At 60.8% G+C, this 15,091-nt stretch carries 19 protein-coding genes and 1 tRNA gene; 7 read left to right on the top strand and 13 right to left on the bottom strand.

Translation table 11 applies throughout. The features are described from left to right. Nucleotides 1-26 precede the first annotated feature (26 nt). The 4 genes from ACNFCI_RS09735 to ACNFCI_RS09720 all read right to left on the bottom strand — a co-directional run bounded on the left by ACNFCI_RS09735 (nt 27) and on the right by ACNFCI_RS09720 (nt 1,927). Nucleotides 27-257 (bottom strand): hypothetical protein, encoded by a 231-nt coding sequence (locus ACNFCI_RS09735; protein ID WP_368829127.1) that lies wholly within the window; start codon nt 255-257, stop codon nt 27-29. Nucleotides 258-310: 53 nt separating this feature from the next. After that, nucleotides 311-613, bottom strand: coding sequence for a Fis family transcriptional regulator (locus ACNFCI_RS09730; RefSeq protein WP_368829126.1), 303 nt, complete (start codon nt 611-613; stop codon nt 311-313). Beyond that, nucleotides 610-966 carry a type II toxin-antitoxin system RelE/ParE family toxin gene (locus tag ACNFCI_RS09725; protein ID WP_368829125.1) on the bottom strand — a complete coding sequence of 119 codons (357 nt, stop codon included), beginning with the start codon at nt 964-966 and terminating at the stop codon, nt 610-612. Before ACNFCI_RS09725 ends, ACNFCI_RS09730 begins: the two co-directional genes overlap by 4 nt. A gap of 292 nt (nt 967-1,258) precedes the next feature. Beyond that, a complete protein-coding gene (locus tag ACNFCI_RS09720) occupies nt 1,259-1,927 on the bottom strand; it encodes an isochorismatase family protein (RefSeq protein ID WP_084855658.1) in 669 nt (222 codons plus the stop codon). A gap of 199 nt (nt 1,928-2,126) precedes the next feature. Between ACNFCI_RS09720 and ACNFCI_RS09715 the strand changes: the two genes are divergently transcribed. Next, nucleotides 2,127-2,294, top strand: a complete 168-nt coding sequence (locus tag ACNFCI_RS09715) for a hypothetical protein (RefSeq protein ID WP_172402980.1) — start codon at nt 2,127-2,129, stop codon at nt 2,292-2,294. Nucleotides 2,295-2,327: 33 nt separating this feature from the next. Here the strand turns inward: ACNFCI_RS09715 and ACNFCI_RS09710 are convergent, their stop codons facing one another. The 3 genes from ACNFCI_RS09710 to ACNFCI_RS09700 are packed head-to-tail and all read right to left on the bottom strand — an operon-like array spanning nt 2,328 to nt 6,468. Beyond that, nucleotides 2,328-3,734 (bottom strand): ATP-binding protein, encoded by a 1,407-nt coding sequence (locus ACNFCI_RS09710; RefSeq protein WP_368829124.1) that lies wholly within the window; start codon nt 3,732-3,734, stop codon nt 2,328-2,330. Next, nucleotides 3,731-5,542, bottom strand: coding sequence for a DAHL domain-containing protein (locus tag ACNFCI_RS09705; protein ID WP_368829123.1), 1,812 nt, complete (start codon nt 5,540-5,542; stop codon nt 3,731-3,733). The genes ACNFCI_RS09710 and ACNFCI_RS09705 overlap by 4 nt, the downstream gene beginning before the upstream one ends. Then, nucleotides 5,539-6,468, bottom strand: a complete 930-nt coding sequence (locus ACNFCI_RS09700; RefSeq protein WP_368829161.1) for a cytochrome-c peroxidase — start codon at nt 6,466-6,468, stop codon at nt 5,539-5,541. The genes ACNFCI_RS09705 and ACNFCI_RS09700 overlap by 4 nt, the downstream gene beginning before the upstream one ends. A gap of 237 nt (nt 6,469-6,705) precedes the next feature. Between ACNFCI_RS09700 and ACNFCI_RS09695 the strand changes: the two genes are divergently transcribed. After that, nucleotides 6,706-8,070: an HD domain-containing phosphohydrolase gene (locus ACNFCI_RS09695; protein WP_368829122.1), complete on the top strand. Its 1,365-nt coding sequence runs from the start codon at nt 6,706-6,708 to the stop codon at nt 8,068-8,070. A gap of 89 nt (nt 8,071-8,159) precedes the next feature. On the opposite strand, the gene ACNFCI_RS09690 is transcribed toward ACNFCI_RS09695, so the two are convergent. The 3 genes from ACNFCI_RS09690 to ACNFCI_RS09680 all read right to left on the bottom strand — a co-directional run bounded on the left by ACNFCI_RS09690 (nt 8,160) and on the right by ACNFCI_RS09680 (nt 10,159). Next, nucleotides 8,160-8,456, bottom strand: coding sequence for a hypothetical protein (locus ACNFCI_RS09690; protein ID WP_084855653.1), 297 nt, complete (start codon nt 8,454-8,456; stop codon nt 8,160-8,162). 124 nt (nt 8,457-8,580) lie between these two features. Then, nucleotides 8,581-9,171 carry a hypothetical protein gene (locus ACNFCI_RS09685; protein WP_143515180.1) on the bottom strand — a complete coding sequence of 197 codons (591 nt, stop codon included), beginning with the start codon at nt 9,169-9,171 and terminating at the stop codon, nt 8,581-8,583. A 316-nt stretch (nt 9,172-9,487) separates the two neighbouring features. Next, nucleotides 9,488-10,159, bottom strand: coding sequence for a polysaccharide lyase family 7 protein (locus ACNFCI_RS09680; RefSeq protein ID WP_084855651.1), 672 nt, complete (start codon nt 10,157-10,159; stop codon nt 9,488-9,490). Nucleotides 10,160-10,411: 252 nt separating this feature from the next. Here ACNFCI_RS09680 and ACNFCI_RS09675 point away from each other — a divergent pair, with 252 nt between their 5' ends. Next, complete coding sequence (locus tag ACNFCI_RS09675) at nt 10,412-10,600, top strand: hypothetical protein (protein WP_324815433.1); 189 nt, start codon at nt 10,412-10,414, stop codon at nt 10,598-10,600. 28 nt (nt 10,601-10,628) lie between these two features. Here the strand turns inward: ACNFCI_RS09675 and ACNFCI_RS09670 are convergent, their stop codons facing one another. The 3 genes from ACNFCI_RS09670 to ACNFCI_RS09660 form a co-directional block, all read right to left on the bottom strand. Then, a complete protein-coding gene (locus tag ACNFCI_RS09670; RefSeq protein ID WP_084855649.1) occupies nt 10,629-11,042 on the bottom strand; it encodes a DoxX family protein in 414 nt (137 codons plus the stop codon). A gap of 160 nt (nt 11,043-11,202) precedes the next feature. Continuing rightward, nucleotides 11,203-11,287, bottom strand: a tRNA-Leu gene (locus tag ACNFCI_RS09665). 107 nt (nt 11,288-11,394) lie between these two features. Continuing rightward, nucleotides 11,395-11,607: a hypothetical protein gene (locus ACNFCI_RS09660; protein ID WP_143515179.1), complete on the bottom strand. Its 213-nt coding sequence runs from the start codon at nt 11,605-11,607 to the stop codon at nt 11,395-11,397. A gap of 110 nt (nt 11,608-11,717) precedes the next feature. Between ACNFCI_RS09660 and ACNFCI_RS09655 the strand changes: the two genes are divergently transcribed. From ACNFCI_RS09655 to ACNFCI_RS09640, 4 genes are all read left to right on the top strand, one after another. Next, nucleotides 11,718-11,993 (top strand): hypothetical protein, encoded by a 276-nt coding sequence (locus ACNFCI_RS09655; protein ID WP_411969635.1) that lies wholly within the window; start codon nt 11,718-11,720, stop codon nt 11,991-11,993. 82 nt (nt 11,994-12,075) lie between these two features. Continuing rightward, complete coding sequence (locus ACNFCI_RS09650; RefSeq protein WP_416767874.1) at nt 12,076-13,236, top strand: two-component system sensor histidine kinase NtrB; 1,161 nt, start codon at nt 12,076-12,078, stop codon at nt 13,234-13,236. 6 nt (nt 13,237-13,242) lie between these two features. Continuing rightward, on the top strand, nt 13,243-14,688 hold the full coding sequence (locus tag ACNFCI_RS09645) for an ATPase domain-containing protein (RefSeq protein WP_368829121.1): 1,446 nt from the start codon (nt 13,243-13,245) through the stop codon (nt 14,686-14,688). Between the two features lie 12 nt (nt 14,689-14,700). Continuing rightward, nucleotides 14,701-15,060 carry a response regulator gene (locus ACNFCI_RS09640; protein ID WP_084855644.1) on the top strand — a complete coding sequence of 120 codons (360 nt, stop codon included), beginning with the start codon at nt 14,701-14,703 and terminating at the stop codon, nt 15,058-15,060. Nucleotides 15,061-15,091: the final 31 nt, after the last annotated feature.

The following is a 15,091-nucleotide window of genomic DNA, read 5'->3' as shown; positions in this document are numbered from 1 at the left end:
ATGGGGCTTTGTGAATATTGCGGGGATCACTCATAGTGCTGCGAGCATGCGCTTGAATCGATTGTGAGCTTGGAGGTGCGTTCATCGAATTGGAATGTACGCCCTTCAATGTCTAGGTTCCGCTTGATGTGTTCCAGCGCAGCGGCCTCCTCAGGCTTGAGTTTGACTGTCGCAACGTTCGAGCCCGAGATCCCGATCTCGATGCGGATGTTATCTATAACGAGTTGCAGTTCTTCACTGGTCAATCTTTCAGTCATTACGTAGTCCTGTATGGCCGGCGCTGGGCTGGGCTCGGTGGAGTGTGGTGAGGTTATGTATGAGCAGCCTCTCGCTCTGGCACCAGTCGCACCTCGACGCGCTGACCAAGTGCGCGCGCGGCGCTGGCTAGGGTTGCCAATGTCATGCCTGGGTCGTCTTGGTCGAGCGCGCGGTCCACTGCAGTACGACTGGTATGCATGCGTGCAGCCAGGGCTTTCTTTGTTACCTTCTGGCTTTTCATGGCTTCAGCGATTTGCCAAGAGATGACTCGTTTGAGGGCGGCAGCAGACACTTCCTCTACGAGACCTTGCTCTGCAAGGAAATCGTCGAAATCGGAACCGATGTGCTGGTTCATTGCTTGCTCCTCTCTAGTGTCGCTTTGCGTTGTCTGGCGGTTTCCAGGTCAGACGCTGATGTTTTCTGACTCTTCTTGATGAAGCCGTGAAGCAGAACCATGACGCTCCCGTCTACGGTGAAGAGCAGCCGGGCGATGGTATCTACGAGGTTTACCCTGACCTCCCAAAGGCCCTTCTCAAGCTTCCTGACAACCGGCATTCCGATTGGCCAGCCGACCTGAACCGTTTTGATTTCGGTTCCGATCATCCGCTTATGGTCACGGGGCAGATCGGTCAGCCATTCGCGTACCGGTTCGTTGCCCGCTTCCGTGCGATAAAAACTGACGGTCAATGTAGGCGGCGTTTTATCCATGCGGCCAGTGTACCAAAAATGGTTCTCTATTCAACTGGGGGGATGTATGGGGGATTCGGCGACGAATTCGTGGCTTGATTCGGCTTCCGAGGCGTGAATCAAAGATGAGGGTGGGTTCGGATACGATGGCCTCCGATGGCGGTTGTAGGGCCGCCCGTGTATACACATAGACCCCATTCTATACGTATAGAATGGGGTCTATGTGTATGTGACCTACGGGTCGCTGTGCTTCGCATTGGCCTAGGCGTTAAGCAGGCTCATTAACACCCGACCATCAGGGCCGCTATCGCCCTCACTTGTATTTATCGAGCTTGGTCTCCGGCCCATTCTTGGCAATCTCCTGCGCCTTGCCATAGCTTTCGATCAAACACTTGTACTCAGGGCACACATGTTCCGCCAGGATTTCTGCGAAGCGCGACCCTTCGGCTCTGTTCCATGTGCGCATCAATTCCGCGACGATCGCAAAGGTATCGGTAGGGATCGCTCCGGCTTGGGTGACGCGGGCAATGGTCGTATCGGTCGCGAGCTTGCTCCAGTTGCCGGAGGCATCGACCACGCAATACGCCTTGTAGCCAGCCTGCACTGCGCTGATGGCGGGAAACGCCATGCACACGCTGGTGAGCGTGCCGGCGATGATGAGGGTCTTGCGCCCCGTCTTCTCGATTGCTTCTACGAAAGGTGGGTTGTCCCAGGCGTTGATCTGGCCGGTGCGCGGTACATAGACCGCATGCGGCGCGTACTGGTGGACTTCCGGAATCAATGGCCCGTTGGGCCCATCCGGCACGGATGCCGTGGTGATGACCGGAATGTTCAGCAAGGTGGCCGTCTTGGCAATGGCGATCACGTAGTTGCGAAGGTCTGGAATGGGGACATCGCGAACCGTGTTGAACAGCCCGCTCTGATGGTCGATAAGCAGGATGACAGAATCATCCGGGTCGAGCATTCCGTTGGTAGAAGCCATGCTGACACCTCGCAAGCCTAGGGTTGTGTTTCACCGCTCTCGGGAGGTGAGAGCACCAGAAAAAGTAGACGCGCCCTACTTGTTGCGCAAGCAAGGGCAGCTGGATCGACCTGCGCGCGCGGGAGCTCGAAAAAGCCACTCGCCAGGGCTGAAAGTGGGAAGGCTATGCTGAGAAGAGACCCACCTCAGGAGATCTCCCATGGCTAAGTGCAAGAAATGCAACGAGGACCTGCAATTCGAGCCAGACGACCGCAAGGACGGCCAGCAGGTGCAATGCCCGCACTGCAAGTCGCGTTACACGACGCGTTGGGTCGCGTCTTTTCCTGGCGCGCCGTTGAGCTATGAGCTGGTTCCATCGCAAGACTGACCAGGCTGTCGCAACCCGCCAGGGCCGAACCGGTCATGCCGCAGGCCGGCTCTGGCGCAGCGGCAATTGCACGCGAAACGTTGTGCCGGCGCCCACGGTGCTGTTCACCGAAATATCCCCGCCGTGCTTCTTCACGATGCCGTAGGACAGTGACAAGCCGAGCCCTGTCCCCTGGCCGACCGGCTTGGTGGTGAAGAACGGGTCGAAAATCTTCGGCAGCACCTGCGGCTCGATGCCCGCCCCGGTGTCGGCCACTTCGATCCATACCGAATCGTCCTGGTGGCCCGTGCGCAAAGTGATGGTGCCGCGTTCCGGGCCCATGGCCTGGGCGGCGTTGACCACCAGGTTCATGACCACCTGGTTGATCTGTGACGGCAGGCATTCGATGTCGGGAAGGGGCTGGTATTCCTTGACCAGGTCCGCCTTGTACTTGAGTTCGCTGGCCACGATGTTCAGCGTCGACTCGATGCCTTGTTGCAGGTTGGCCCACTGCCACTGTTGCTGACTATCGACCCGGGAGAAGTCCTTGAGGTCCTTGACGATCTGACTGACGCGGCCGATGCCTTCCTTGGACTCCCTGATCAACAGCGGAACGTCTTCAAGCAGGAAATGCAGGTCGATCTGTTCGCGCAGCTGGCGCAAGTGCTGCGCGGTGTCGCCGTTGCCCAGAGCCGTTTCCGCCGCGCGGTAGGCGTCGAGCATGCTCGATAGCTGCTGGAAGTAGCTGTCCAGCGTGCCGAGATTCGATGAAATGAAGCCGATCGGGTTGTTGATCTCGTGGGCGACGCCTGCTGCAAGCTGGCCGAGGGAGGCGAGTTTCTCCGATTGCACCAGTTGGCTTTCCAGCTGCTTGCGTTCGTCGATCTCGCTTTGCAGGGCTTCGCTGGCTTGCCTGAACTGAAGAGTGCGCTGTTCGACCAATTGCTCCAGGCGGTGCATCTGCAGGCTGGCACGTTCGGTCATTTCCCATTTGGTCAGCAGCGTATTGGCCATCTGCTGTACTTCGATGTTATCGAACGGCTTCTTGAGGATCAGCAGGCGGTCTTGTGCTTGCAGCCGGTCGAGCAGATCATCCCAGGAATAATCGGAATAGGCGGTGCAGACCACCACCTGCAGCTTGGGGTCGGCCTGCCATAGGTGTTCGATGGTCTTGGCGCCGTCCCAGCCATCGGGCATGCGCATGTCGACGAACGCCAGGGCATAGGGGCGTTGTTGCTGGGCGGCGAGCGTGAGTTTGCCTAGGCCCTCTTCGCCGCCATAGGCCGAGTCCAGTTCGAAGGAAGGCTGCTCGGATTTCGCCTGCACGCCGAACAACGTCGCCTCCATGGCATCCAGCTCGGTGGACCGGGTGTTGGCTGGGCAGAGGATTTTGCGAAAGTCGTCGTGGATCGACGGCATGTCGTCGATCAGCAGGATGCGCCGGTTCGAGAGTTCACTCATGCGTTCTCCGGGACGGTGATCAAGGGTAGTTGCAGGGTAAACAACGCGCCTTGGCCGGGGCCGTCGCTGTGGGCCGTCAGGTGGCCGTTCATTTCGATCGCCGCCAGGGCGCAGCTGTGCAGGCCGAAGCCGTGGCCTTCCTTGCGGGTGGTGAAGCCGTGGGCAAAAATCCGCGCCATGTTTTCCGGGGCGATGCCTTCCCCCTCGTCCTTGACGCTGATTTCCAGGAAGGCGTCGTCGACGATTCTGACGCCCAGGGTCATGGTTCGCGTGGCGTTGCCCATGCCTGACATGGCGTACTTGGCATTGCTGATCAGGTTGATCAGGATCAGCAGCAGGCGGTGCTTGTCACCCATGATCTGGGGTACATCGCTGTAGGCCTTGATCACCGTGACCTGGTGGCGGGTGAGGGCGCCGGCGTTCATGCGCAGGGCGTCGTCGATCAGCTCCTGGATGTACAGTGGTTCGGCCATGCTCTTGGTCCCGGCATAGGATTGCTGGGTGGCGACCACTTCCTTGATATGGTCGATGCTCTTGGTCATCCGTCCCAACTCCTCCATCATCTCCTGGTGCTCCTGGGCGATGGCATCGACCAACTGGTTGAGGTAGCCCGGCAACAACTTGCCTTTTTCGTCCTCGGTCAGGAAGCGGCCGAGATCGTCCGGGTGCGCATTGACCAGCTGCATGGCCTTGCCCAGGCCCTGGCTCTTGCTGTTGCGCAGCCAGCGGGTGATCAGGTCGCAGGAAGTATTCACGCTGTTGAGCACGTTGCCGACGTTGTGCAGAACATTGGTGGCGATCTCGGCCATGCCGGACTGGCGGGCTGAGGCCAGCAACTCGCTCTGGGCGTTCTTCAGTTCGCGGGTACGTTCATCGACCCGTTGCTCGAGCACATCGTTGGCGGTCTGCAGCGCGGTATTGGCCTGGTTGATCTCGCTGAAACTGCGGATCAGGCGAATGGCCAGGACCACCAGGGAGCACATCAGCAGCACGGAAAACAACAGCATGTAGAAGTGGTATTGCTTGTTGGTTTTCTCACGCAGTTGCTGGTCCTGTTCGAGCATCGTGGTGATGGCGTCCAGGCGCTCGGCCACCGGAACGGCCTCGATCGCTTCAAGCAATTGGTTGACGACTGGTTGCTCACGCCAGATCAAGGCGACGTGGTTGCTCAGAATGTCGACCGGCGTTCGAAAGTCATCCGGCATGTCCTGCACGTTCGCCGCAAGCTTGTTCAGGCCTACTTCGATTTCAGCGGCTTTTTCGGGGGAGGTGACTTGGGCGAACTCCAGGGCACTCAGTAGCAGGTCATAGGTATCGGTGGCGAAATTGTGGACTTCCTGCCGATCAGGGTCGGGCACGTTGCTGAGCTGGGCCTGGATGTCATCCTCGGCTGCCGGCAGGAAGGCCAGTGAGTTGCGTAGCAATGCGTTATGGGACTTGAAGCGCTCCACCAGGCGGGTCTTTTCTTGCAAGGCCTTGAGAAAACCCTCGTGGGCATCGCTCCATTGCTGGGCATCGTTGCGCCCATGGTCGGACTCCAGCGCATCGAAGCGGGCCCACAGGCGCGTTATTTCGTGGATAGGAGACACCAATGGGTCATAGTTGTGGGAAATCGCTACCCGCGCCTTAAGGATTTCGTTTTCCCATTGCGAGTCCTGCTGCTTGATCTGGCGTATCAAGTCACGAGAGCTGGTGTAGGTGAACGTCTGCTCGGAACTGGACTTCAGGTAGAGAAACATCAGTGTCGAGGCCAGCAGCAGCACGACGATGCTCAGCACCAACAGGCTGAAACGAGGGGAATACTTCATGGCTGGCCATTCCATTGCCCGGTGAGCGTCTTCAGGAACAGGACGATCAGGGTGCGGTCCTCTTCGCTGGGTATACGCCCCAGCTGGTACTGGAACATCACGTCCACGGCGCGCTCCAGGGTGGGCGCCGAACCGTCGTGGAAGTAGGGCGCGGTCAAGGCGACATTACGCAGGCTGGGAACCTTGAACACGGCACGATCGGCGTCATCGCCGGTGACATTGAAGCGCCCCAGGTCAGCCTGCGTCGGGTTGCCTCGGTCGGCGATATAGTCACCGAACACACCGAATTTCTGGAACATGTTGCCGCCGATATTCACGCCCTGATGGCACGCGATGCAGCCGTAGTCCTTGAAACGTTGGTAGCCGTACTTTTCTTCCAGCGTGAGTATGGCGGTGTCGCCCTGCAGGTAGCGGTCGAAGCGTGAACCGGGGGTGAGCAGCGTGCGCTGGAAGTCGGCCAGGGCGCCCAGGATGTTGGCCTTGGTCACTGCGTCGGGGTAGGCGGCGCTGAAACGCTCCCGGTAACCCGGGTCGTCGGCGATACGCTGCAGCACGCTTTGCCAGTCGCTGCCCATTTCGTGAGGGCTGGTGATCACGGCGCTGCCCTGATCCTCGAGGGTGTCGGCCCGGCCGTCCCAGAATTGGCGAAAATTCAAGGCAGCATTGAAGACCGTCGGCGTGTTGACCAGCAGGGGGCGACCATCGAAGCCGCTGGACCGAGGGCGATCATCCGCGCCGCCATGGTCGAGACGATGGCAGCTGGCGCAGGACAAGGTGTTGTTGATCGACAGCCTGGCGTCATGGAACAGCTGGTGCCCGAGCTCGACGCGCCTGGGGTCGGCTGGCGGTGGGTCGGGCAAGGGCTTGAGGGGTTGATCCAGCGGGACGGCGATGCTCCCCGCGGCCACGGCGCAGAGCAACAGCATGACAGTGCAAAGAACAGGTGGGCGTGAATGGATCATCGGGAGCATCCGTTATCCCTGGTGATGTGCGCGTGTGCCGGGCTTTGGTTCGAAGCTTAGTCGCCTGGCAGGCACTTTGCCTGCTACGTATAAGCGGCTGATACTTCACGGTGTGTGAAAAAGTCATCTAGCCTGTCAGTCAACCGCGAGCCCCTTGGCTGGGGTCGAGTCGTCACCGTTCAGTTTGCTTGAGGCCATGCCATGGAAGAGCAACCCGCCGCGCAGGCGATCCATCGACCCAAGGTGCTGCTGGTCGACGATGAGGCGCCGATCCTCAACAGTTTGCGCCGGCTGTTGCGCGGTCAGTTCTATGATGTGCTGCTGGCCGAAAGTGGTGCCCAGGCGCTGGAAATCATGGCCGAGCAGCCGGTGGACCTGGTGGTGAGCGATGCCCGCATGCCCAAAATGGATGGCGCCACGCTGTTGGCTCACGTGCGCCATCAGTACCCCACGGCCATGCGGATCATGCTCACCGGCTATGCCGACCCGACGGCGATCATCAAGGCCATCAACGAAGGGCAGATCCATCGTTACATCAGCAAGCCGTGGAACGACGATGAGCTGCTACTGGTCTTGCGCCAGGCGCTGGAGCATCAGCACTCCGAGCGCGAACGCCAGCGCCTGGAGCGCTTGATCCGCAAGCAGAACACCCAGCTCAAGGTGCTCAATACGAGCCTTGAAAAGCGGGTTGCGGCGCGCACCGCCGAATTGCAGCAGACCGCCGACATGCTCGACCTCGCCTATGAAGCGCTCAAGCACAGCTATGTCACCAGCACCGAAGTGTTTTCATTGCTCGCCAACCTGCGCCTGCCGCCGGCCAAGCAGACCAATCGACAGATCATCGAGCTCGTGCGCAGTTATTGCGCGGCTCACGGCGTCAACGATACCGACTGCCGCGACCTGGCCATGGCCGCCGCCCTGTACAACATCGGCAAGCTGAGCTGGCCGGACAGCATGATGGTCACGCCGTCGGAGCTGGTGCGCCATACCGAGCGCGACCGTTATCGTGACTATCCGAAGCAGAGCGAGTCGTTGTTGATGGCCCTGGAGCCGATGAGGGATGCGGCCCATTTGATCTTGCATCACCAGGAGCACTGGGACGGCAGCGGGTTCCCCGGCCGGCTCAAAGGCGATGCCATCCCGTTCGGCGCACGGCTGCTCAAGCTGGCGGTCGATTTCGTCGAGTTGCAGCGCGGCCTGGTGCTCGAACGGCAATTGAACAGTGACGAAGCCCTGCTGCACCTGCGCAAGTATGCCGGGCGTGTGTATGACCCGGGTCTGGTAGAGGATTTCATCGCGGTATGCGCGGCGATGCTGAGCGATGTGACGCTCGCCGATCCGCAGGTCAAGATGCTGCCCACGGGGGAGCTGGAAGCGGGGATGGTGCTGGCGCGCAACCTCAATGCAGAGAACGGCATGCTGCTGCTCAATGCCGGGAAGGTGCTGAGCGGGCCGCTGATCGACAAGCTGATCGCATTCGAGGAGATGGAGGGCGGAAAGTACAGTGTTTTCGTGAGGCTCCCGCCGCAGGAGGGCGAGAGCACGCCAGCGAGCGATAGCCCATGACCTGGGGCGCAGTGCGCCCCGTCGCGGTCATGTCAAGGAGGCAGGGTCAGTAGCCTGAGCCTCTCATCCAGCTCACGTAAACGGCTCGTTCATCGCTGGCAGTTGAATGCCAATGCCTTGATCTCGCCCTCTTCATCGACCGATTTCACGCCCATGCTGTCGGCGCCAAGTTCGCCCGCCCTGTTGAATGCCAGGTTGATGGCATCGTCCGCGGAGTTGCCCTGCAGGGTGAAGGTGTCGACCAGGTCGCAGGCGTTGACCGACGAGGCGGTCACCAGGTTTACCTGTTGGCCCTTTTCGGTCAGTTGGGTGGTGCAGCCGGGTAGCAGCGCGATCGCCAGCAGGGCTGCGGCAAGATGTATCGAAGGGGCCTGGTGAAGGGGCATCGTCGGGCATCCGTGGCGTGTGGAACAGGAGCCTCATCATCACCGATTCGGGAGCGAGTGTCTCGTATTGCTGCATCGGCCCTATCGCCGGCAAGCCCGCTCCCAGCAGTGGTTCCTGTTCGGCTCAGAGCTTGGATACGTCCGGCTGTACAGCTTCGACGGGCGTCTCTTCGGTGGTGGCCATCTGCGTGGGCAGGTTGGACACGGTCACCGCGTACTTGCCTAGGTCCTGCTCCTGGCGCTGGAAGTTGATCGCCACCTTTTCGCCTTTCCAGGACATGACTTCGGTCAGGTAGGACGCGCCAGAGCTCATCTTGATCCAACGGCTGTTTTGCTCGGCCGGTTCGCCGAACTGCTCGGTGAGCATGTCGGTGACCAGGTAGAGGCTGTTGGCATTGCCGCTGAAGACCAGCTCGCTCACCTGTCCGCCCGCCAGGGTCGCCACCAGGCTGTAGCCAGGGGAAATGGGCAGGTAGGGCAGGCCGCGGATTTCGAAACGATCCGGGTCGGAGGTGGCGACGCGGCAGGGTTCGGTTGGCCTGGTCTCATCGGTAGGGCATTCGGCAACCTGCTTGAGGAAGTCGCCTTGCAGGTCGATGCCCAGGAACGAACTCGGTTCCTGGCTCCAGACGCGGTTGGCCTGGCCTGGGCCTGCCCAGGCAGGGAGGGCGACGAGCAGGCTCGCCGAAACAGCCAAAAGGGAGAGAGGCCTCATGGAGTCCGTCCTTGGAAGGAAAAGTGGATATAGGGCTGCAGAATACTCACCCGCGCAGCGCATTCAATGCTGTCAATAGGCTATGCCAGACGTAATAGCATTCTGCCGGTTGAGTAAGACGTTTCGGATAAGTTCAATTTTAAGCGGAAAATTGTGACAGATTTCACACTTTTTCGGCAGGGGGCGGCTCGCCAAGAGGCAGAAAAGAAAAACCCGCCGATGGGGGAGGCGGGTTAAAGAACGTACGAAGCAGTTTCAGTGTGCCTATACGTTTGTCAGAAAAACGTGAAGAGCATGTTCACAACCTGTTGGGGGCCTATAGGTGGATCAGGTCCAACTGGCTGATCACGCAAACCGAGCCATCCTCGGGCGAGGTGGTGTCGCTGTAGTCCACCTGGTTGTAGACCCCGCCATGGAAATTGAAAATGCGCGCTCGCCATGACTCGGCCAGTTGCAAGGCAATACGCCCCGTGCGGCCATTGCAGCTCGCGCCCAGAACCACGGCGCCGGAGGCAGCTACCTCGATGCTGATCTCGAACGTTGCATTGAGCGGGACCTCCGCCAGCAGGGTGCTGGTGGGGGCCGTGGCTTGGTTGAACTCCGCACGAAAGCCGTAGGTGAGCTTGCCTTTGTTCCAGAATACCTTGATGGGGGGGCTGTCATCGTCCTTTACGTGCAGTTGGGAGATCACCACCTTTTGTATCGAGTTGACCTTCTCCAGTTTGAACAACTGGTAGTTGCGATGGTTGGCGGCGCTGTCCAGGGCCCAGTAGACGGCTTCTTTCCATTCGCAGCGGGTGCGATGGGTGCTTTTGCTGGAAGCCCCCTTGGTCGGTGCGCTCATGCGTACTGAACCGTCGGGCAGGCGTGCAACGTAGTTGGGCAGGGTGGCCAGGGCTACGGCGCCGGTGACTTCCAGTGCGGTGGGGTCGGTGGCGGATTTGGCAACGGGGGTGGTGATGATCAGGTTATCGATGTTCACGGCCATGCGGGTTCTCCTTGCAAAAAGATAGGTCCACACTTGTGCGAATCGGGGCAGCAGGCAGGGTTCCGAAAAATGCGCCAGGGCCAGATGAAAAGGCGCCCATAAAAAAGCCCGCCAGGGCGGCGGGCAAGGACGTTTTGAAGGGAGAGCCTCGACATTAACCGGGCGGCAGTTAAGCGAGCGTTAAGTGCTGCGCCATTGACCGACGCCTGCGATCAGCCTATACAGGCGTGCCTTAATTTCGTGAGCCCTGCCATGCACGACGAAGACGACCTGCACGAGCCCGAGCACGATCATCTGCTCGACCATGAGTTTTTCGATGACGACTCAGACCCGGAGGCCGATGCCCATGGGGCGCTGGACGAGGCCGAGGAAGACGAAGAGCTGCTGGATGATTTCGATGACGACGAACACCCGGCCTGGCACGACGACGTGGACGATTGAGCCCATCGTCGCCGTGCCGGTGCGCGCATCAGCGGCGGTCGAGGGAGAACCGCCCGGCACCGCTCACGGCCAGCAACAACAGGCCGCCGGTAATGCTCATGTTCTTGAGGAACTGGGTCATATTGGCGCTACGTTCAGGGTCGACCATGCTCCAGAACGGGTGGCCGATCAAGGCGGTGCCCACCACGAACAGCGCGAGCAGGAATGCCAGTGGGCGGGTGTAGAAGCCGAGCAGCAGCAGGATACCCACCGCGAATTCCATGATCACCGCGACGGCGGCTGCCAACATCGGGGCAGGGGCGCCGAGTGAGGTCATGTAGCCCACCGTGCCTTCGAAGCCGGTGAGTTTGCTCCAGCCGGAGAGGATGAAGAGGATCACCAGCAGGATACGGGCAAGCAGGATGATGATGTCGCGTTGGCCTTCGAACAGGGAGTAGCGCATGGTGGCGTTCCAGTGGAAAGGGACAATTTCACTGTAGCAGCCGCTTCGCTGTTCGCTGTGAGATGGCCCTGCAAGATTTCGCACGCCTGCATGCAGCCGCGTTCCGGCCGATACAGCGGCGATAAAAAAGGCGCCACCAGGGCGCCTTTTCAGAATGAGATGGTGCGAGTGGCGGGACTCGAACCCGCAAGGCTCACGCCGACAGATTTTAAGTCTGCTGTGTATACCAATTCCACCACACTCGCACGCTTGAAAGGGTCTTGCGACCGGCGCGCTTCCAAGGTGGAAGGGCCTGGCAATCAAGCGCGCTTTATAACCCATCGTTATAGACGAGTCAACCATACCCCTTATTTCAGGGGGTAATCGATTTGGCGATCTCGCGTAGGTTCCAGGCCGAGGTGAGTAGGCCTCGGGTATGGCCGTCCATCACCTTGGCATCGTTGCCATGCATCGTGTGGTGCAGATAGCGGACATGGCCGGCAAGCCCGCGACAGACCTCTTCGAGCTGCGTAGCCGTACGCTGCAGGTCCTCCTGCAAGCATTGCATTCGATGGTTGGCGGGCATGGTCTTCCTTGGCTGGCCGGCGGCGGGTGGACTATAGGGCAATTGACACACTGCTGTCATTACGCCACTGTTCCAGTCATAGGATCCAATGAGCCTTCGACATGACCTCCGTGACGCCCTCTCCCGCGAACACCCGCGTCGTGCGGCCAAAACTGTTCTGGCGATTAGTGTTCGCCCAGGTCTACTTGCTGGCCATTTTTCTCTACCTGAGCCTGGCGGCGCTGGGTGGGTACCTGCTGATGCTGGGCTTCGATGGTCTGCACCCACAGCCACAGCGCACCTTGGCGTTGGCGGGCGGCGCAGTGATCGTGCTGGTCTGCCTGTGGCTGCTCAAGGTCGCGATGCCTCGGCGTCTCGGCCCCAAGGTGATCGAGCGAGAAATCTGACGAATCTGCAGCCGGTGCTATGAGAGACCGGGACTTTTGACTACGCTCAGTGGGTGGCCTTGGTAGTGCCCGCGGAGCTTGCATGGTTTTACCCGACAGTCCCTCTCGCCCGGAAATGCCACCTAACCGCTACGAGCAGCTGGTTCAGTCGGTCGTGGACTATGCCATCTACATGCTCGACCCGTCGGGCGTGGTGGTGTCCTGGAACACAGGTGCCGAGCGGATCAAGGGCTACCGTGCCGACGAGGTCATCGGCCAGCATTTCTCGATGTTCTTCACACCCCAGGACCGTGCCGATGGCCGCCCGCAGCAACTGCTGCGCCAAGCCCTGGAGCAAGGCGTGGCCCAAGACGAAGGCTGGCGGGTACGCAAGGACGGCAGTCAGTTCTGGGCGCTGGCGGCCCTGGATGTGATTCGCGACGAGAATGGGCAGATCGTCGGCCTGGCCAAGGTAACCCGCGATATCACCGACCGCCGCGAGTCGTCCCTGCAGCTCGATGCCATCCGCGCCCAGCTGTTCCAGGCCCAGAAACTCGAAGCTCTCGGCCAGCTCACCGGTGGCCTGGCCCACGACTTCAACAACCTGCTCACCATCATCCTAGGTGCTGCCCGGTTGGCCCAGGGCAGCCAGGATCTGCAACGGGTCCGGCGGCTGCTCGAGCATATCGTCAGCGCCGGTGAGCGGGGCACCCAGCTCACCCGGCAACTGCTGACCTTCGCCCGCCACCGGCAATTGAGTGCCACACGCGTCGCCCCGGCTGAACTGATCGCCTCCACCCGAGGTCTTCTGCATCATGGGCTGCCGCCGGGCATCGAATTGCAAGAGTGCCTGCAGCCCGACCTGCCGCTGATCGAGGTGGATGTCGCGCAGTTGCAGATGGTGTTGCTCAACCTGCTGTTCAATGCCCGGGATGCGACCGGCAACGAAGGGCGCATCGTGCTGGAGGTGAGCTGCGTCGAACTGGCCGGCGAGGTGGAAGGCCTGCACGGTCGTTTCGTTCGCTTCGACGTGCGAGACACCGGCGAAGGCATCGACCCGAAGGTATTGCCACGGATCTTCGAGCCGTTTTTCTCCACCAAGCCCTTTGGCAAGGGCACCGGCCTTGGCTTGAGCCAGGCCTATGGATTCGCCAGGCAGAGCAACGGCGCCATCTGCGTGGCCAGCCAAGTGGGCGAGGGGACCTGCATGACCCTCTACCTGCCCGCCTGCCCAGGCGCCATCGACCTCGACCACAACGGGTAACGACCCATGGCAGAACCACTCAAGCGCCTGGCGACGGGCATCGAAGGGCTGGACATACTGCTCAAGGGCGGCCTGTTGGCGGGAGCGTCCTATATCGTCCAGGGGCCGCCAGGGGCAGGCAAGACCATCCTGGCCAACCAGCTGGCGTGTAGCCATGTGCGAAGCGGTGGCCGAGTGCTGGTGGCGACGTTGCTCAGCGAATCCCACGAGCGCTTGTTCCAATACCTGTCTACCCTGGCGTTCTTCGACCCGGCCCTGGTCGGTGACCAGATCCAGTTCGTCAGCGCATTCGATACCCTCGAGCAAGAGGGTCTGGATGCGGTGGTGCGGCTGTTGCGCCAGGAAATCGCCCGCCAGCAAGCCAGCCTGTTGATCGTCGATGGTCTGCTCAATGCCCGCGTGCGCGCGGAAACCAGCCTCGATACCAAGAAGTTCGTCTCGGAACTGCAAGGGCACGCGGCATTCGCCGGGTGCACCGTGCTACTGCTGACCAGTGCTCGCCTCCAGGAGGGCAGCCCCGAGCACACCATGGTCGATGGCGTGCTCGAATTGAGCGAGCAGTTGGTGGGCAGCCGTGCGGTGCGCCAGATCCAGCTGCGCAAGACGCGGGGAAGCGGCGCGTTGTCGGGCTTGCATGAATGCCTGATCGACCAGGGTGGGTTGCAGGTCTTCCCACGTCTGGAGGCGCTGTACAGCCATCCCAGCCATCCGGGCTCGGCCACCTTCACCCGGGTGTCCACCGGCAGCACCACGCTCGACGAAATGCTCGGCGGCGGCGTGGGCCAGGGTTCGGTAAGCCTGGTGATGGGGCCATCGGGTATCGGCAAGACCTCCCTGGGCCTGGCGTTTTTGTCTGCCTCGACCGCGCAAGCGCCGGGCCTGCATTTCGGTTTCTACGAAACACCTGCCCGGCTGGGCTTGAAAGCCACGGCGCTGGGGTACGATTTCGCGCGGCTCGAGCGCGAGAAAGCCCTGGAGCTTTGTTGGCAGACCACCACCGAGGGGTTGCTCGATCAACTCGGGGCGCACTTGCTTCGGCGTGTCGAGCTGCTGGGGGCGCAGCGGGTGGTGATCGACAGCCTGGGTGCCTTCAGCCGCTTGGCTATCGATCCGGCCCGGCTCAATGCCTTCTTCCGTGCCTTGATGGGCGAGTTGCGAGCGCGGGACGTGAGTGTCCTGGCGACTTGGGAAATGCGCGATATCTTCGGTTCCGAGATCACCGCGCCCGCCCCGGACCTTTCGAGCATTGTCGACAATCTGTTGCTGATGCGTTTCGTCGAGCTGGACTCCCGGCTGCGGCGCATGGTTTCGGTCCTCAAGGTGCGCGACAGCCATCACGACCCGGCGTTGCATGAGCTGCGCATGGGCCCGCAGGGCATTTTCCTGCACAAGGCCTTCGAAGGTGCCAGCGGGGTGCTGTCGGGCACGCCCGTACCCTCGGGGAGTGACTGATGGTATAGCGCGATGAACACGATCCTGATCGTCGATGACGAATACCTGATAGCCGACATCCTCGGGTTTGCCTTGGAGGACGAGGGCTTTCTGGTGGAAAAGGCGAGCAATGGCTGCAAGGCCCTGGATGCGCTGAAGGAAAAACGCGTGGAGTTGGTGATCACCGACTACATGATGCCCTTGCTCAATGGCGAGGAGCTGGTCAGGGCGATTCGCGATGAACTGCAACTGGCAGACCTGCCGGTGATTCTCATGAGCGGCGCGCAGGCCAACCAGGGGCGTATTTGCCCCGAGTTGTTCGACGCGGTATTCGACAAACCGTTCGACATGGACAGGATGATCGCCAAGGTACGCGAACTACTGGGCACCTGAGGCGCTACCCCGCGTGGGCGGGCCGAATGGT

Origin of the sequence: Pseudomonas sp. NY15356 (assembly GCF_048068175.1) — a bacterium.
GTDB classification, from domain to species: Bacteria; Pseudomonadota; Gammaproteobacteria; order Pseudomonadales; family Pseudomonadaceae; genus Aquipseudomonas; species Aquipseudomonas putida_K.
The sequence above is the reverse complement of the archived record's forward strand: the minus strand, read 5'-3'. Positions and strand labels throughout refer to the sequence as shown.

Bases quoted from the DNA above. Each gene is read 5' to 3' on its own strand.
- ACNFCI_RS09645 (WP_368829121.1), top strand. From the start codon at position 13,243: ATGGCAGAACCACTCAAGCGCCTGGCGACGGGCATCGAAGGGCTGGAC.
- ACNFCI_RS09690 (WP_084855653.1), bottom strand. From the start codon at position 8,456: ATGCCCCTTCACCAGGCCCCTTCGATACATCTTGCCGCAGCCCTGCTG.
- ACNFCI_RS09720 (WP_084855658.1), bottom strand. From the start codon at position 1,927: ATGGCTTCTACCAACGGAATGCTCGACCCGGATGATTCTGTCATCCTG.
- ACNFCI_RS09680 (WP_084855651.1), bottom strand. From the start codon at position 10,159: ATGGCCGTGAACATCGATAACCTGATCATCACCACCCCCGTTGCCAAA.
- ACNFCI_RS09700 (WP_368829161.1), bottom strand. From the start codon at position 6,468: ATGCTGTTGCTCTGCGCCGTGGCCGCGGGGAGCATCGCCGTCCCGCTG.
- ACNFCI_RS09660 (WP_143515179.1), bottom strand. From the start codon at position 11,607: ATGCCCGCCAACCATCGAATGCAATGCTTGCAGGAGGACCTGCAGCGT.
- ACNFCI_RS09670 (WP_084855649.1), bottom strand. From the start codon at position 11,042: ATGCGCTACTCCCTGTTCGAAGGCCAACGCGACATCATCATCCTGCTT.
- ACNFCI_RS09675 (WP_324815433.1), top strand. From the start codon at position 10,412: ATGCACGACGAAGACGACCTGCACGAGCCCGAGCACGATCATCTGCTC.
- ACNFCI_RS09725 (WP_368829125.1), bottom strand. From the start codon at position 966: ATGGATAAAACGCCGCCTACATTGACCGTCAGTTTTTATCGCACGGAA.
- ACNFCI_RS09695 (WP_368829122.1), top strand. From the start codon at position 6,706: ATGGAAGAGCAACCCGCCGCGCAGGCGATCCATCGACCCAAGGTGCTG.
- ACNFCI_RS09705 (WP_368829123.1), bottom strand. From the start codon at position 5,542: ATGAAGTATTCCCCTCGTTTCAGCCTGTTGGTGCTGAGCATCGTCGTG.
- ACNFCI_RS09735 (WP_368829127.1), bottom strand. From the start codon at position 257: ATGACTGAAAGATTGACCAGTGAAGAACTGCAACTCGTTATAGATAAC.
- ACNFCI_RS09730 (WP_368829126.1), bottom strand. From the start codon at position 613: ATGAACCAGCACATCGGTTCCGATTTCGACGATTTCCTTGCAGAGCAA.
- ACNFCI_RS09640 (WP_084855644.1), top strand. From the start codon at position 14,701: ATGAACACGATCCTGATCGTCGATGACGAATACCTGATAGCCGACATC.
- ACNFCI_RS09710 (WP_368829124.1), bottom strand. From the start codon at position 3,734: ATGAGTGAACTCTCGAACCGGCGCATCCTGCTGATCGACGACATGCCG.
- ACNFCI_RS09650 (WP_416767874.1), top strand. From the start codon at position 12,076: ATGGTTTTACCCGACAGTCCCTCTCGCCCGGAAATGCCACCTAACCGC.
- ACNFCI_RS09685 (WP_143515180.1), bottom strand. From the start codon at position 9,171: ATGAGGCCTCTCTCCCTTTTGGCTGTTTCGGCGAGCCTGCTCGTCGCC.
- ACNFCI_RS09715 (WP_172402980.1), top strand. From the start codon at position 2,127: ATGGCTAAGTGCAAGAAATGCAACGAGGACCTGCAATTCGAGCCAGAC.